This is a genomic window from Paraflavitalea sp. CAU 1676, assembly GCF_029223285.1.
Taxonomy (GTDB): Bacteria; Bacteroidota; Bacteroidia; order Chitinophagales; family Chitinophagaceae; genus Paraflavitalea.
In genome coordinates, this window is the sequence record NZ_JARHUJ010000006.1 from 285,623 (window position 1) to 300,702 (window position 15,080).

At 50.0% G+C, this 15,080-nt stretch carries 11 protein-coding genes; 5 read left to right on the plus strand and 6 right to left on the minus strand.

What is annotated here, in order from left to right:
* Nucleotides 1-88 precede the first annotated feature (88 nt).
* Nucleotides 89-277 carry a CsbD family protein gene (locus tag P2H89_RS20925; protein ID WP_275830514.1) on the plus strand — a complete coding sequence of 63 codons (189 nt, stop codon included), beginning with the start codon at nt 89-91 and terminating at the stop codon, nt 275-277.
* Between the two features lie 60 nt (nt 278-337).
* On the opposite strand, the gene P2H89_RS20930 is transcribed toward P2H89_RS20925, so the two are convergent.
* Nucleotides 338-1,816, minus strand: coding sequence for an FAD-binding oxidoreductase (locus P2H89_RS20930; RefSeq protein WP_275830516.1), 1,479 nt, complete (start codon nt 1,814-1,816; stop codon nt 338-340).
* A 147-nt stretch (nt 1,817-1,963) separates the two neighbouring features.
* Between P2H89_RS20930 and P2H89_RS20935 the strand changes: the two genes are divergently transcribed.
* From P2H89_RS20935 to P2H89_RS20945, 3 genes are all read left to right on the plus strand, one after another.
* Nucleotides 1,964-3,181 (plus strand): dipeptidase, encoded by a 1,218-nt coding sequence (locus P2H89_RS20935; protein WP_275830518.1) that lies wholly within the window; start codon nt 1,964-1,966, stop codon nt 3,179-3,181.
* Between the two features lie 17 nt (nt 3,182-3,198).
* Entirely contained in the window at nt 3,199-5,544 is a 2,346-nt protein-coding gene (locus tag P2H89_RS20940) for a penicillin acylase family protein (protein WP_275830520.1), read from the plus strand.
* A 65-nt stretch (nt 5,545-5,609) separates the two neighbouring features.
* Nucleotides 5,610-7,181 (plus strand): D-aminoacylase, encoded by a 1,572-nt coding sequence (locus tag P2H89_RS20945; RefSeq protein WP_275830522.1) that lies wholly within the window; start codon nt 5,610-5,612, stop codon nt 7,179-7,181.
* Nucleotides 7,182-7,220: 39 nt separating this feature from the next.
* Here the strand turns inward: P2H89_RS20945 and P2H89_RS20950 are convergent, their stop codons facing one another.
* From P2H89_RS20950 to P2H89_RS20970, 5 genes are all read right to left on the minus strand, one after another.
* Nucleotides 7,221-9,239 carry a dehydrogenase E1 component subunit alpha/beta gene (locus P2H89_RS20950; RefSeq protein ID WP_275830524.1) on the minus strand — a complete coding sequence of 673 codons (2,019 nt, stop codon included), beginning with the start codon at nt 9,237-9,239 and terminating at the stop codon, nt 7,221-7,223.
* Between the two features lie 50 nt (nt 9,240-9,289).
* Nucleotides 9,290-9,646 (minus strand): phage holin family protein, encoded by a 357-nt coding sequence (locus P2H89_RS20955; RefSeq protein WP_275830526.1) that lies wholly within the window; start codon nt 9,644-9,646, stop codon nt 9,290-9,292.
* 80 nt (nt 9,647-9,726) lie between these two features.
* On the minus strand, nt 9,727-11,013 hold the full coding sequence (locus P2H89_RS20960; RefSeq protein ID WP_275830528.1) for a pitrilysin family protein: 1,287 nt from the start codon (nt 11,011-11,013) through the stop codon (nt 9,727-9,729).
* 38 nt (nt 11,014-11,051) lie between these two features.
* A complete protein-coding gene (locus tag P2H89_RS20965) occupies nt 11,052-12,290 on the minus strand; it encodes a pitrilysin family protein (RefSeq protein ID WP_275830530.1) in 1,239 nt (412 codons plus the stop codon).
* A gap of 204 nt (nt 12,291-12,494) precedes the next feature.
* Nucleotides 12,495-13,697, minus strand: coding sequence for an aspartyl protease family protein (locus tag P2H89_RS20970; RefSeq protein ID WP_275830532.1), 1,203 nt, complete (start codon nt 13,695-13,697; stop codon nt 12,495-12,497).
* 193 nt (nt 13,698-13,890) lie between these two features.
* On the opposite strand from P2H89_RS20970, the gene mqnC reads away from it, so the two are divergent.
* A complete protein-coding gene (mqnC, locus tag P2H89_RS20975; RefSeq protein WP_275830534.1) occupies nt 13,891-15,015 on the plus strand; it encodes a cyclic dehypoxanthinyl futalosine synthase in 1,125 nt (374 codons plus the stop codon).
* The last annotated feature ends 65 nt before the right edge of the window (nt 15,016-15,080 follow it).

Sequence of the window (15,080 nt, forward strand, 5' to 3'; positions counted from 1 at the left end):
TAGAATTAATTCCACAGGCAAGCTATCCACCTATTCGAACAGTTGATGGCACGGGCTTTTTATACCCTATGGTATAAAATTGAATAATATGGATAAGCTTGAGTTAAAAGGTACGTGGAATATACTGAAGGGCAAGGTTAAGCAAGCCTATGCCGATCTTACCGACGACGACCTGAAATATGAAGAAGGTAAAGATGATGAATTGCTGGGCCGCCTGCAGGAGAAAACCGGTAAAACGAAAGACGACCTGATCAAATGGCTGAGGTCGCTGGGCTAACAATTCACACTCTATATATAAATCGTGGAAAGGGACTTTTGTGGGTCCCTTTTCGCATGTTTACTTGTACTGGACGTAGAACTGATTTTGAAACAGCTCCAGCGAATCGTATAATTTCTTTTTGGCGAAAAAATCGCCAGCCATTGGGTAAGCCTTAAACAACTGTTCGCGGGTGGCATGAAGCCGGTAAGGAAGGTAATAAGTGCCGCCCAGCAGCATGGCCTTATCTATTAGCGTCTGTGTCAGCGCTTTCATGGCCTGCTCACCATCGGGCGTAATAGCCTGGTTATACAACATCACAAACCCAAATACTTCCCGGTTTGCATAGCGGAGATAAGTATCTTCATCCTGCTTAACGTTCCTCAAAGTGATGTTTAACAGATCTACTTTGTGTTGTGGAATAATGTCGCGCAGCACTTCTATGAACCGGACAACAGAATCGGTGGGAATAAAATACTCATGCAGAATATCCGTATATCCCGGTTGCGTATTCTGAAATACTTCTACGGGTTCGTTTATCAATTGATTGCGCGAAAATGATTTGCCGTCAATCAACCGTGCACTCCATTTCTCCAACTTCCAACGCAGGTTCTTTCCATAACCGCTGTTGGCCGACCCTCTGAACACAGCCCGGCGCAAGTCTTTAAACCCAGTTTCTTTTAATGACACCAATTCGGAAGGACTGTCGACTGTGAACACGGATAATATGGCTTCCTGCATAAAATCCGACGGGTTAATATTCACCCTACCATAAACCATTCCTACGGGTTTTCCGCTATTGACGACCTCATTGAACTTTTTGATATAGTCTTCACTCCGGATCACGTATTGCTGTACCTTATACATCACATTGGGCACTACCCGAAGGCGCACGTCGACAATAATGCCAAACAAACCATAACCGCCCAAAACCAGCGAAAATAGCTCCGGGTGGTTGTTTCGGTCGCAGGTGATCAACTGACCCGCAGCATTTATCAGCCGAAAAGATTCGACGGTACCGGCTATGGGAGGCGAATTGGGTTGCCAGCCATGGCAATTAACACTGATAGAACCTCCTACGGTAAAGGAATTATTCGACTGCATCACGGCAACTGATCGCCCATTTTGATGCAGGTAAGGAATGATCTGTGCCCAACGTGCGCCCGCACCTGCCGTCAAAAGGTTGCTGGCGGTATCCAACTCCAGGTAATTGAAATTGGTCATATCAAGTATAATTCCATCCCTGCTGATCGTGTGAGCGCCCATGGAATGCCGGGCGCCGGCGATCGATATATTTTTTCCAGTCCCCGCCGCCCGGTGTACCAACTGCACTAATTGATCTATAGCCTCATCGCGATTTCCAGCCACCCGGATAATGGTATCGACTGGCGTTTCACTAATACGACTGGCATCGTTCGAATAACCAGTTCTTGAATAAGGTGTGGGGGCAGGATCTTTGTACCAGTGGTACAGCACAAACGTAAAAGGGCGGGCGATAAGAAGGAGAACAACGAATAGCACCAGCAGGATAACCCGCTTCAGGGTGAGCATTCTTTTCATTTGTAAGGCCGTTAATCCTTCTAATATAACGTAATTTTAGGTTGATCCATTAAACCCGAACCGGTGAGAAAATTCGTACCGATCAACACAATTACCTGCCCGCATTTGTAAAGTGTTGTTTAAATTTAAAGCTGTTATCTGCAACACATGAAAAAAACACTACTGCTCGGTTCCATCCTGGTTTATTGCGTTTTTCTGCAAGCGCAGTCATCGCGCAAGCTCCATTTCAAATCGATACTCGTAGATACCCACAACGACATCCTCACCACTGCCATCGATGATAAATTATCATTCGATCAAAACCTGAAAGGAAAAACCCATTCGGACCTGGCGCGGTTTAAAGAAGGTGGTGTAGACGTGGAGATATTCAGCATTTGGTGCGATGGATCGTATGGCCCAGGCAAAGGGTTCAAGCGGGCCAACCAACAGATCGATACATTGTATGCCGTGATTGCCCGCAACCCCGACAAGATAGCACTCACCACCACACCGGCCGAGCTCAAAAAGAATGTTCGACAGGGAAAGCTGGCGGCGATGATTGGTGTAGAAGGCGGCCATATGATAGAAGACAGGCTCGACTACCTCGACAGCTTATACAAGCGCGGCGTGCGGTACATGACACTTACCTGGAACAATTCCACCTCCTGGGCTACCAGCGCTATGGATGAAACGCCTGGTTCGCGCACACAGTTTGGCGCCGATGCCGCACCTGCAACCTCCCCGGAAAGAAAAAAAGGGTTGAATGATATGGGCAGGCAGATCGTAAAGCGCATGAACGAACTGGGTATGATGGTTGACCTGAGTCATGTGGGCGAACAAACTTTCTGGGACGCCATTCAAACCACCACCAAACCTGTAATAGTTTCTCATAGTTGTGTGCATGCTATTTGCCCCGTATTCAGAAATCTCAAAGATGAGCAGATCAAAGCAGTGGCAAAGAACGGCGGTGTGATCCACCTCAATTTCTTTTCCGGCTTTCTTGACAGCGGTTTTGTGGCCAGGAACCAGGCTTTCAATCAGCGGCACAAGGCCGAGCGCGATTCGCTGCGCAAAACCGTGACCGATCCTTATTTCGCCGACAACTTCCTGTACCAGAAATATGATGATGAAGTGAAGAGCCTGCGGCCGCCAATGAGCTTGTTGATCGACCACCTCGACTATATCGTAAAACTGGTGGGCGTTGATCACGTGGGGTTAGGTTCCGACTTTGATGGTATCAACTCTTCTCCGCAGCAACTGGATGATGTAACGACCTTTCCGCTGATTACGGAAGAATTGGTGAAACGTGGCTATAGCAAAAAAGCTATCCGGAAGATACTCGGTGAGAACTTTATCCGGGTGTTTAAATCAAACACTGTTCAATAAACCAGTAACTTCTGTACATGAGGCTACTACTATTATTCCTGCTGCTATCTATCGAAATAAGCGCACAACCTGTTTCGAAAGCCGAACTTGGGCGATGGGAACAGCAAGCCAAAAGTGTTACTATCATCCGGGACAACTGGGGTATTCCGCATATCTATGGCAAAACTGATGCGGATGCCGTATTCGGCTTGATGTATGCGCAATGCGAAGACGACTTCAAACGTATTGAAAGCAACTATATAGATATACTCGGCCGTACTGCCGAGCTAAAGGGAGTAGGCAGTATATATGATGACCTCTATACCAGGCTGGTCATCGACTCGGCTGGTGCGATCAAAGATTATGCGAAAAGTCCTGCCTGGCTTAAAAAGCTCCTGCACGCCTGGGCCGATGCGATGAACTATTACCTCTACAAACACCCGGAGGAAAAACCGGCACTACTACGGCGTTTTGAACCCTGGTATCCTTTAATGTGGACCGATGGAAGCATAGCGGCCATCAATACAGGCGGCCTTTCGGCCAATGAACTTAAAACCTTTTATACGGTCGATCTTTCAGTGGCTGCGCGGACGTCGCGGCGGGGAGAAGAGATCAACTCCGGCTCCAATGGGCTTTCCCTTAGGCAAACGCTAGTGACGCAGTCATCGGAAGTACTCCGTTCCGGATCCGACGCGCTTGCTCTTACGCCAGCGCCGTCAGCAGAACTCCGCTCCAACCTCAACCGCTTTGCCATTGCGCCAGCGCGGACGGTGCAATCTGCTGAAGAGATCCACTCCGGATCCAACGGCTTTGCTGTCGCTCCTGCACGTACTGCATCGGGCAAGCCGCTGCTATATATCAACCCCCACGTCACCTTCTATTTCCGGCCCGAAGTGCATATGGTGAGCCTGGAAGGATTGAATGCTTATGGTGCAGTTACCTGGGGACAATTCTTCGTGTACCAGGGGTTTAACGAACATTGTGGATGGATGCATACTTCCGGGTATGCTGATGTGGCCGACCTCTATGCCGAGCAGATCGTAAAGCAGGGAGCAGGATATTTCTATAAATACGATGGCAAACTGTTGCCGGTGCAGCAGCATACCTATACCCTTTCTTACAAGGATGGTGACAAGATGGGTCGCCAATCAATAACCACCTATGCCACTCACCATGGCCCGGTGATGAGCAAACGCGATGGCAAATGGGTCAGCGTTAAAGCCGTGAACCGCCACATCAATGGACTGATACAAGCCTGGCAACGTACCAAGAGTACCAATTTTGCCAGCTTCAAAAAGAACATGCAGCTGCTGGCCAATGCTTCCAACAACACGGTCTATGCCGACGACCAGGGCAATATTGCATACTGGCATGGCAACTTTATACCGCGGCGTGATACACAGTTTGACTGGTCGAAACCTGTAGACGGCAGTATCAAAGCAACGGAATGGAAAGGCCTGCACCCGTTGGATGAAACCATCCATTTGTTCAATCCGGCCAGCGGATGGATACAGAATTGTAACTCGACGCCGTTTACGTCGTCGGGCAGTAGTAGTCCGAAGAAAATCGATTACCCATCCTATATGTCAACCGAAGCGGAAAACTTCCGTGGCATCAATGCCGTGAAGGTGATGGCGCGCGACAGCAGTTTTACCATTGATAAACTGATCGCTGCGGGCTACGATACTTACCTGGCGTTTTTTGAAGATCTGATTCCGGCCCTGGTAAAAGCTTATGCTACCATGCCCGATACGGACCCGCGCCGCAACCTGCTGATAGAAGCGATACCAACCTTGCGTAATTGGGACATGCGATCGAATGAAAGATCAGAAGCTACTACACTAGCTATCGAGTGGGCCCAACGACTGCAGTCCCTGATCAACCGGGTAAATGCGCCCGACTTTGTGAGCCGCACCGCGCTGTTTGCGAAAACTGCTTCTGCAGAAACTTTATTGGAGTCATTTGCCGAAACAGTACGCGATCTCAATAAACGATTTGGTACCTGGGTTACTCCCTGGGGAACCATCAACCGGTACCAGCGTTTAACCGGCGCCCTGCAGGAAACTTACGACGACAGTAAGCCGAGCATTCCCTCTGGCATGGCCGCCTCTACCTGGGGTTGTTTGCCGTCGTTCGTAAGCAGAACCATGCCGGGTACCCAAAAAAGATATGGATACAATGGCAATAGCTTTATCTGCGCCGTAGAGTTTGGGAAAACAATAAAAGCAAAATCGCTGTTAGCAGGGGGCAATAGCAGCCATTCCAACTCGCCGCATTTCAGCGACCAGGCGGAGATGTATACCAAAGGACAATTCAAGGATGTATTGTTCTACAAAGAGGATGTGTTGAAACACGCTGAGCGAACTTATCATCCGGGAGAATAAAACTGGGCTGGCGGCATTAACCGGATCAAATGCTGCTACCCGCGACACTTATCAATACAAAGCTTATGAGACTTATCTTATTCCTGATCCTTTTGATGCCTGCCGGCCTTCTGGCGCAACAAACGGCCGATATATTGATCCGCAACGGAAAGATCATCGACGGCACCGGCAACTCCTGGTTCTATGGCGATGTGGCCATCCGCAATGGCAAGATCATTGCAGTTGGCAAACTGACCCAGTATACCGCCCCCAAAGTGATCGACGCCAAACAGCAGATCGTAGCTCCAGGCTTCATAGACGTGCACGGCCATATCGAGGGTGGCATTTTTGATCAACCCACTACCGAGAATTACATCTACGATGGTGTAACTACTGTTGTAACGGGCAATTGCGGGGGCTCTGCCAGCAACCTGAAACGATTCTTCTACCGGGTAGATAGTTTGCACCCTTCCATCAATGTGGCATCGCTGGTTGGGCACAATACGGTTCGCGAACAGGTGATGAAACGCGAGAACAGACTTCCAACAGCCGATGAGCAGCGTAAAATGGACAGCCTGGTAGAGCAGGCGATGAAGGAAGGAGCGGTAGGACTTTCCACCGGACTCATTTATATTCCCGGCGCTTTCGCGAACACGGCCGAAGTGGTAAGCCTGGCAAAGGCGGCCAGCCGGCACAACGGCATTTACGCCTCGCATATACGTAATGAAGAAAACAGCGCAATTGAAGCGATCAATGAAGCCATTCAGGTAGGCAAGGAAGCCAATATTCCTGTACAGATCTCGCATTTCAAGATCGGTGGCAGAAGCAACTGGGGCAAAAGCAATATCACGCTTGGTCTGGTTGAACAGGCCCGGAAAGAGGGCTGGGATGTTACAATCGATCAATATCCGTATACCGCCAGCAGCACCAACCTCGGCGTAAGATTGCCGGAATGGGCCCTGGCTGGCGGGCAGGACTCCGTAAAAGCCCGTCTGCACAACCCGGCCATTCGCGCGCAGATCAAAAAAGAAATGCTCGAGCAGCTGGGCCGCTACAAATTCAAGAACTACAGCTACGCGGTAGTTGCTAACTATAGTGCCGACAGCAATTACAATGGTAAAAGCATTACAGAGATCAACAAACTGATGGGCCGTAAATCGAAGGCCAGTTATGAAGCCGAGACGATCATGGATATGATCGAAAAGGGCGGTGCACAAATGGTTTACCACAGCATGAACGAAGAGGATGTAAAGTACATCATGAAATATCCTTTCTGCATGGCCGGAGCCGATGCCGGTGTGCCGGTACCCGGTAAGGGAATGCCCCACCCCCGCGGCTATGGAACCAATGCACGTATACTCGGCCGCTATGTACGCGATGCGAAAGTGATTTCCATCGAGGAAGCTATACGCCGGATGACATCATTGGCCGCGCAGAAGTTTCAACTTAAAGACCGGGGATTGTTAAAAGAAGGTATGGCTGCCGACATCGTGATCTTCGATGAGCAGACAGTCAATGATAAAGCAACTTTTGAACAGCCGCATCAGTATTCAGTAGGGTTTCAATATGTGCTGGTGAACGGGCAACTGGTGGTAGAGGATGGCAAACACAACAAGAACCGCCCTGGTAAAGCCTTACTCGGCCCTGCCACTTTGTAAAGGATGCACACAGCGGCGCTGCGGCAGTGCATATCCGCTTTAATAATTGATCAGCTTCCGGATATATTCATCCAGTCTGGATTTAGCCAGGAAGTTCTGCTCGAGCCCCGAATTGAAAGGTACGGGAGTATCGAGTGAGGCACAGCGCATCACCGGCGCATCGAGCAGGTCGAAGCAGTGCTCGCCGATCCAGGCGGCCAGCTCGCCCCCAATGCCACCCAGCAAAGTGTCTTCGTGCAGTATCAGCACCTTTCCCGTACGCGCTACCGCCTGCCTTACAGCTGCATAGTCAAGCGGCAATAAGGTGCGCAGATCCAGTATATGAAATGAAATGTAGTTGTGCGAATTGGCATATTCACTGGCCCAATGCACACCACTTCCATAAGTGATGATGGATATATCGACGCCCTCCTGCACTACGCGTGCCTTTCCGATCTCCACCTCATAGTAGTGGGCGGGTACAGGTCCGCTGATACTCCGGTAGAGCGCCTTGTGCTCAAAGAACATGACGGGATTGGGATCGTTGATAGCGGCGATGAGCAACCCTTTTGCATCCATGGGAGTAGAAGGGTACACTACTTTAAGCCCCGGCGTATGTGTAAACCAGGCTTCATTGCTTTGAGAGTGGAAAGGCCCCGCACCTACGCCGGCGCCCGTCGGCATGCGGATCACCACATCGGCTGGCTGACCCCAGCGGTAATGGATCTTCGCGAGGTTATTGACGATCTGGTTGAAACCAACGGTCACAAAATCGGCAAACTGCATTTCCATCATACTCTTGAAGCCTTCGAGGCTCAATCCCAGGGCAGCGCCAATGATTGCACTCTCACAAAGCGGCGTATTGCGTATCCGTTCTTTCCCAAACTTCTCTACAAAACCCTCGGTGATCTTGAATGCTCCCCCGTATTCTGCAATGTCCTGCCCCATCAACACCAGGTTGGGATGTTGCAGCAGGGACTGTTGGAGTCCTTCTGTAATAGCATCGATAATTCGTTTCGACGGATCGGCTTCGTGTTTTTGGAGTGAAGCCGGAGTCGCGTTGTCGATCACATCAATGCCCCGGCGACTGTCGGGCGCGGCAGTGGCATAGATGTCTTTCAACTCTTCATCGGTATCGGGCGTAAACGGCGCAACATTTAATCCGATCGATAATTCTACTTCGATGTATTCTTTAATGTCTTCTTTGATCGCAGCAATCTGCTCTTCGTCCAGCACCGCTTCGGTAAGGAGGTACTGCTCATAGTTGCGGATGGGGTCTTTCATTTCCCACACGTCGAACAGGTAGGATGGCACATATTTGGTGCCGCTGGCCTCTTCGTGGCCACGCATGCGGAAGGTGGCGCACTCTACCAGGTAGGGCTTTTGCTTTTCCAGGCAGTAGTCGCGTACGCCTTTTAGGGTATCATAAACAGATAGAATATTGTTTCCGTCGATCCTGATGCCTTCCATGCCATAGCCCTTTGCCCGCTCTACCAGGTTTTCGCAACGGTATTGTTCCGATACAGGCGTACTCAATCCATAGCCGTTATTCTCGATGAGGAAGATGACGGGCAGGTCCCATACAGCCGCGGTATTCAGGGCTTCATGAAAATCGCCCTCGCTGGTACCACCTTCGCCGGTAAAGGCGAGTGCTACCTTTTTTTCCTGCCTTAGTTTATGCGCCAACGCTACACCATCGGCGATAGCGAGTTGAGGGCCCAGGTGAGAGATCATGCCACAAATATGGTGTTCCTGGCTACCGAAGTGAAAGCTGCGCTCACGTCCTTTGCTGTAACCTTCACGGCTTCCCTGCCATTGCATGAACAATTTGCTCAGTGCCATATGGCGCGTTGTAAATACGCCGAGGTTTCTATGCAATGGCATGATCCATTCGTCCTGCTCCAGGGCCAGCGCGGCGCCCACCGCAATGGCTTCCTGACCAATACCGCTGAACCATTTGGATATTTTGCCCTGCCGCAGGAGCACCAGCATTTTTTCTTCGATCATGCGGGGCAGCAACAGGCTTTTATAAAAATGACCCAGCTCTTCGTTGGTCAGCTCTTTACGGTTAAACTGCATAGGCCAAATATAAACATGGAAGTTTAGCCCGGAAAGGGCGTCATCTAAAATTAACGGGACTGTTCTTTATTAGATCGATCTTCTCTATACAACACGGATGTAATGATCGAAAGCAACAGGCTGAACAACAGCGCCCACCAGAATCCGTCTACCCGGAACCCTTTTACAAACTCCGCAGTGAGCAGAATGAGCGCCGCATTGATCACAAAGAGGAAGAGACCGAAAGTGAACAGGGTGATCGGCAAGGTGAGGATGATGAATATCGGCCTGAGTATCGCATTGAGGATGGCCAATACGATGGCAAAAATGATGGCAGCCCAGAAAGAGTCGATATGTACCCCCGTGAGGATGTAGGACAACCCAAATGCAATAATGGAGGTTACAATGATGCGCATGATAAAATTCATAGCGAGGATTTTAGAACCGGCATATTGCTATGCCGGTTATGCTATTGAAGTTAACGTTTATTCAGCACATCAAACTTACCCTAAATCACTACCAGCTCATAGAACTGCCCGGGATGCAGGTATTTATTGGAAAGTTCCTGTAATTCCTGCGCAGACACTTTCCGGATCACGTCGAGGCTGGTGTGAAAATAGTTCTCGTCGAGGTTATTCAGGATAAGACTTTTCCAGCGGCCTATTACCTGGAACGGGCCGTCCAGATCGCCGAGTATCGACCCAATCATATAATTGCGGGTCATGAGCAGCTCCTCTTCATCGACTGGTTCTTCGCGCAGCAACTCCATTTCATTGTACACTTCGGTAATAGTAGCTTCACTCACATCACGCCCAGCTTCGGTACTGATCATCCAGCCACTGTCGTGTATATGGTTCAGCAGGAAACTGTAGATCCCGTACGTGTAACCTTTATCTTCCCGGATATTGGCCATCAGCCTCGACCCGAAGAAACCTCCGAACAGGCTGTTCAACACGAGGGTTTTCTGAAAATCGGGATGGTGCCTGTTGGGGAAAGGACGGGCGATGCGGATAGCTGCCTGTACGCCCTGCGCATCATTGACCACATGGTTTTTCAGCTGGCTGGCCGGCTCCACGATGTGTTTGATGATCCTGGCCTGAGCACGGTGCGACTGCAGGGGCAGCGTACCAAAATGCTTTTCCAACTCTTCGATCAGGTTGCCGGGCAATCTACCGGCAGCAAAGATCACACACCTGCCTTGCTGGTAGTATTCTTTATAGAATGCCTTTACATCGTCCTGCACAATGGCATCGTAGTCTTCGGCATTGTTGTACTTTCCATATGGGTGGTGCTCGCCGAATAAATAAGCGTCGATCAGGCGGCCTGCCACAAACTCCGACTTCAGTAGGTTTACTTTCAGCCGTTGCTTGGCATTTTGTTTATATATAGCCATTTCCTCTTCGGGAAACACGGCATCGGTCAGCAACTCGGCCACTACCGGCAACAATTGGTCGGTATGACGGTTGAGGCAGTGCAGCGTGATCTCGGAGGTTTCGCTATAGCAGGCGCGGTTGAGGTAAGCGCCGTGGTACTCGAAGTGTTCGTTGATATCGAAGGCCGTCCTTTTCGAGGTGCCGTTCTTCAACAGAAAATTAGTAGCGGCTGCTACAGCTTTCTTTTCTTCGTTCCAGTTGCCCGCATAGAATACCCAATTAACCATCAGGGTATCCTCGCTGCCCATATCGACCGTGTACACTTCAATCCCATTGGAAAGTGTGTATTTTTTATAGGCCGGGAGCGCTATGGTAAAATCAACCGGTTCTTTTATCGTTGGTGCTATTGTTCTGTTCAGCATTGTGAATTAGGATCGCTTTTTATTTTGTTTTCCTGACCTCAGTTATTGCTATAGTAGCAAAGCGTGTTTGAATTGTTTACATCGAATATCTTCCGGCTGTACTGCAGGACGTCTTCGCGGGTAACGGCGAAATACTTTTCGCGGTCGGTATTGAAGAGTGCCGCATCTCCCAGCAATTCATAGAATGCGAGGTTATTGGTGCGGGTCATAACACTCATATCCTCGAAAGCGATAGACGATTCGGTCTTGTTCTTGATCTTGGTGAGCTCCTTTTCGCTAATGCCTTCCTGCTTCAGTTTCTCCAGCTCTTCTTCCACCGCTTTTTCGGCATCTTCCATTTTAACCCCTTTTACCAGCTTGCCTTCAAAGGCTACAAGACCTTTGTCTACAGTGCCGAAATGGTAGCACTCGATGTGGCTGAATAGCTTCTTCTCTTTTACCAGCGACTGGAAAAGCCTGGAAGAACCGCCACCTCCGAGTACTTCGGTAATGAGGTCGGCCACGTAGTAGCCATGCTCCATGCGGCTGTCCATATGCCAGCATTTGTACAAGGCATCGAGCGGCACATCTGCCTTTACTTCCATCCGGCGGGGAGCCGCTTGCGGCAGCTCATCGGGAATGGACCGATCATATTTTTCGCCGGCGGGTATATCACCAAACCATTTTTCCACCAGTTGTTTTACCTCAGCGGTTTTCACATTGCCACCCACCACCAGGATCGCGTTGACCGGGCGATAATGCTTAAAGAAGAATTGCTTTACATCTTCAAGCGTGGCATTTTCGATATGCGATAATTCCTTGCCAATGGTCATCCACCGGTAGGGGTGGTTGGGATAAGCCATTTCCCGCAGCTTGAACCAAACATCGCCGTAGGGCTTATTGATGTAATGCTCTTTGAACTCCTCGCACACTACTTTGCGCTGTACTTCGAGACTCTTTTCATCGAAAGCCAGCGAAAGCAGGCGGTCGCTCTCGAGCCACAGGGCCGTTTCGAGGTTTTCGGCAGGCAGCTGTACATAATAATTGGTGACGTCGTTGGTCGTGTAGGCATTGTTCTCGCCACCCGCCATCTGGAGTGGTGTTTCGAAGTCCTCGATATTTACCGAACCACCAAACATCAGGTGCTCAAACAGATGCGCAAATCCCGTTTTGTTGGGATCTTCATCGCGCGCGCCCACATCGTACATAATATTAACTACCGCCATAGGAGTGGCAGGGTCTTCATGTACCACTACCCGCAATCCATTGGCCAATGTAAACTTCTCAAAATGTATCATGGAATTTCCTTTCGTTTTGCTCACAGACCCAACTGGCGACCAACAATTTACATGCTATACAAGGTAAAGTAGGAACGCCTGTTTGCGGCTGTAAGGGGGACAGCAAATTAACGACAAGTTGGGGTATAATGTTTATTTCCGTCCAAGATTGACGAATGAGGCCTCTAACTATTTAATAGTAAGCAACTTACGGGTAGGCCGGGATTATTTACCGGTGAGAATGTTCTTTACTTTAAGGGTGAGCACCAGGGGGCCGCCTTCCCGAAGTACCAGGATCTTGAGCCTTTCGCCGGGCATTTGCATCAGGTTTTTGTAGGTCTGGATATTTTTGGAGAAGTTATTCTGCACGGCTACGATGAGGTCGTCGGGTTTAAACCCAGCCTGTTCGGCCGGCGAGCCGGGCATTACATCCACTACCAATATCTCACCTTCCACGACGTACATCCCCAGGCCGGTGTAAGCATAGTCAAATACATCTTTAAAGTGCGAATTGGGCAGCATGTGGATCTCGGGCCGGTCGTAATTGATGATGAGGTTGAACCTTCTAAGCAGGTCGTTGCCAATAAGCCCGCCCAAGGCCGGGTATTGGATCACATTGTATTCATCATCAAATATATAGGTCGGGACATTCCTGAATTTGTAGGGCCCCAGTTTAACCTGCTTGACCACTCCCTGCTTCATGGGTGCTTTGCCGCCGAGGCCTTCGGCCTGGGTGGCATACCACTTGCGGCGTTTGCTGACGATGGCGCTGTCATTGACAAAATCGGAGGTCATGAGCAAGCACATGCCGGCACCGGTATCAAAATAGAAGCGGGCCGAAAGATCACGGGCATCGTTTACCTGGGCGCTGAGGATGGGTATGTATTGCAACTGTGGCTTCAGCACAAAACCACCGCGGGGATATTTGATGGAACCTTTGGTATACACGTGGATCCGGGAGCTGTCGTAATCGACCTTTACGATATACCGGGAAAGAAAGCTGTACCCTACGATGCCGTCTATTTTTTCGCCATAGGCGCTGGTGAGGATATCATAGTCGTTGATGTGAAAATTGAGGCTGTCGACGTCGAGGCCGGGGAGGTGCAGTGTTTGATGGTTGGCAAACCGGACCGTCATGCTACCTGCAATGCCCCGGATGGTACGGTCGCTGGGCACCGTATTGATCTTGATATTGGCGGCCGTGGCCGAATCGAGCGAAATACCGCCGCTGCCGGTATCGAGAATAAAAGTAAGGGAGTCGGGAAACTGGCTCAGTTTGGCCCGGAGGGTGATGATGCCGCCGGTCAACATCCGGAACCCAAAGCTCGTAATGTGCTTAGCAGGCGCCGGAACGAACACTTCCTGCGCGGGCAGTGAAGTACAGACCAGGGTTAACAGCAGCAGTGTAGTGATGGAGCGCAATCGCATAGGCTATTTTACTAATTTTCCGGGGTACGCTATGGATTTGTCTGCGAATGACCGGTTTTGGTTGACGAACGACATCTACCGGTAATCCTCATTTAAGTTAGTGGATTTATAGGAAATGGCGTCTCCGCCAGAATAAAAAATAGTGGGTAGGGGCAAAACCGATCGTTTAGTACTTTTGTTGTTTAATGTTGTTATGAAAACAGACGATCTCTACTCGAAAGCCCTGCAGTTTGAATTCCTGAGCATTGAGGAAGGCATGCAGTTGTTTGAAGAAGCCCCGCTTACTGAACTGATGTATGTAGCTAATGAGCTACGGAAGAAACAGGTGCCTTATAACAAGGTAACCTGGCAGATTGACCGGAATGTGAATACGACCAATGTGTGTACGGCCAACTGTAAATTCTGCAACTTCTACCGCATTCCGGGCCATGCAGAGGCCTATATCACCGATATAGAGACGTACAAAAAGAAGATCGACGAAACCATCCGCTGGGGCGGCGATCAGCTGCTATTACAGGGCGGCCACCACCCCAAGCTCGGATTGCAGTTTTATGTGGATCTTTTCCGAGAATTGAAGAGCCTTTATCCCAACCTGAAGTTGCATACGCTTGGGCCGCCTGAGGTGGCCCATATCACCAAACTGGAAAAATCGACCCACCGGGAAGTACTGGCCGCACTGAAAGAGGCTGGTATGGACAGTTTGCCCGGCGCCGGCGCCGAGATCCTGGTAGACAGGGTGCGCAGGCTGATCTCCAAAGGTAAGTGTGGTTCGCAGGAGTGGCTCGATATCATGCATGAAGCGCATAAACTGGAGATCACCACCTCGGCCACGATGATGTTTGGGCATGTGGAGACGGTGCGTGAGCGCTTTGAACACCTGGTGAAGATCCGGGAAGTGCAGAGCCGCAAACCCGCATCAGCCAAGGGATTCCTCGCATTTATTCCCTGGACCTTCCAGGACGTAGACACCTTGCTCACCCGCATCCGTGGAGTACATAATCTTACCACGGCCGACGAATACATCCGGATGATCGCCATCAGCCGCATTATGTTGCCCAATGTGAAGAACATCCAGGCGTCCTGGCTCACGGTGGGTAAACAAACAGCCCAGATATGCCTCCATGGCGGCGCCAATGACTTTGGCAGCATCATGCTGGAAGAAAATGTGGTCAGCGCGGCAGGAGCCCCCCACCGGTTTACCTACAAAAGCATTCAACAGGCCATCAAGGAGGCCGGATTTGAACCTCAGTTACGCAACCAGCAGTACGAATTCAGGCCCTTGCCGGCGGTGATCGAAGAGCAGGTTATTGATTATTGATGGTATAAAACGGGCGTCGAAGCTGCAAACACCGTCTTTTTTGCTGATTTATATCAGTGATTTTA

Bases quoted from the DNA above. Each gene is read 5' to 3' on its own strand.
- P2H89_RS20965 (WP_275830530.1), bottom strand. From the start codon at position 12,290: ATGATACATTTTGAGAAGTTTACATTGGCCAATGGATTGCGGGTAGTG.
- P2H89_RS20935 (WP_275830518.1), top strand. From the start codon at position 1,964: ATGAAAAAAACACTACTGCTCGGTTCCATCCTGGTTTATTGCGTTTTT.
- mqnC (WP_275830534.1), top strand. From the start codon at position 13,891: ATGAAAACAGACGATCTCTACTCGAAAGCCCTGCAGTTTGAATTCCTG.
- P2H89_RS20970 (WP_275830532.1), bottom strand. From the start codon at position 13,697: ATGCGATTGCGCTCCATCACTACACTGCTGCTGTTAACCCTGGTCTGT.
- P2H89_RS20940 (WP_275830520.1), top strand. From the start codon at position 3,199: ATGAGGCTACTACTATTATTCCTGCTGCTATCTATCGAAATAAGCGCA.
- P2H89_RS20950 (WP_275830524.1), bottom strand. From the start codon at position 9,239: ATGCAGTTTAACCGTAAAGAGCTGACCAACGAAGAGCTGGGTCATTTT.
- P2H89_RS20955 (WP_275830526.1), bottom strand. From the start codon at position 9,646: ATGAATTTTATCATGCGCATCATTGTAACCTCCATTATTGCATTTGGG.
- P2H89_RS20960 (WP_275830528.1), bottom strand. From the start codon at position 11,013: ATGCTGAACAGAACAATAGCACCAACGATAAAAGAACCGGTTGATTTT.
- P2H89_RS20930 (WP_275830516.1), bottom strand. From the start codon at position 1,816: ATGAAAAGAATGCTCACCCTGAAGCGGGTTATCCTGCTGGTGCTATTC.
- P2H89_RS20925 (WP_275830514.1), top strand. From the start codon at position 89: ATGGATAAGCTTGAGTTAAAAGGTACGTGGAATATACTGAAGGGCAAG.
- P2H89_RS20945 (WP_275830522.1), top strand. From the start codon at position 5,610: ATGAGACTTATCTTATTCCTGATCCTTTTGATGCCTGCCGGCCTTCTG.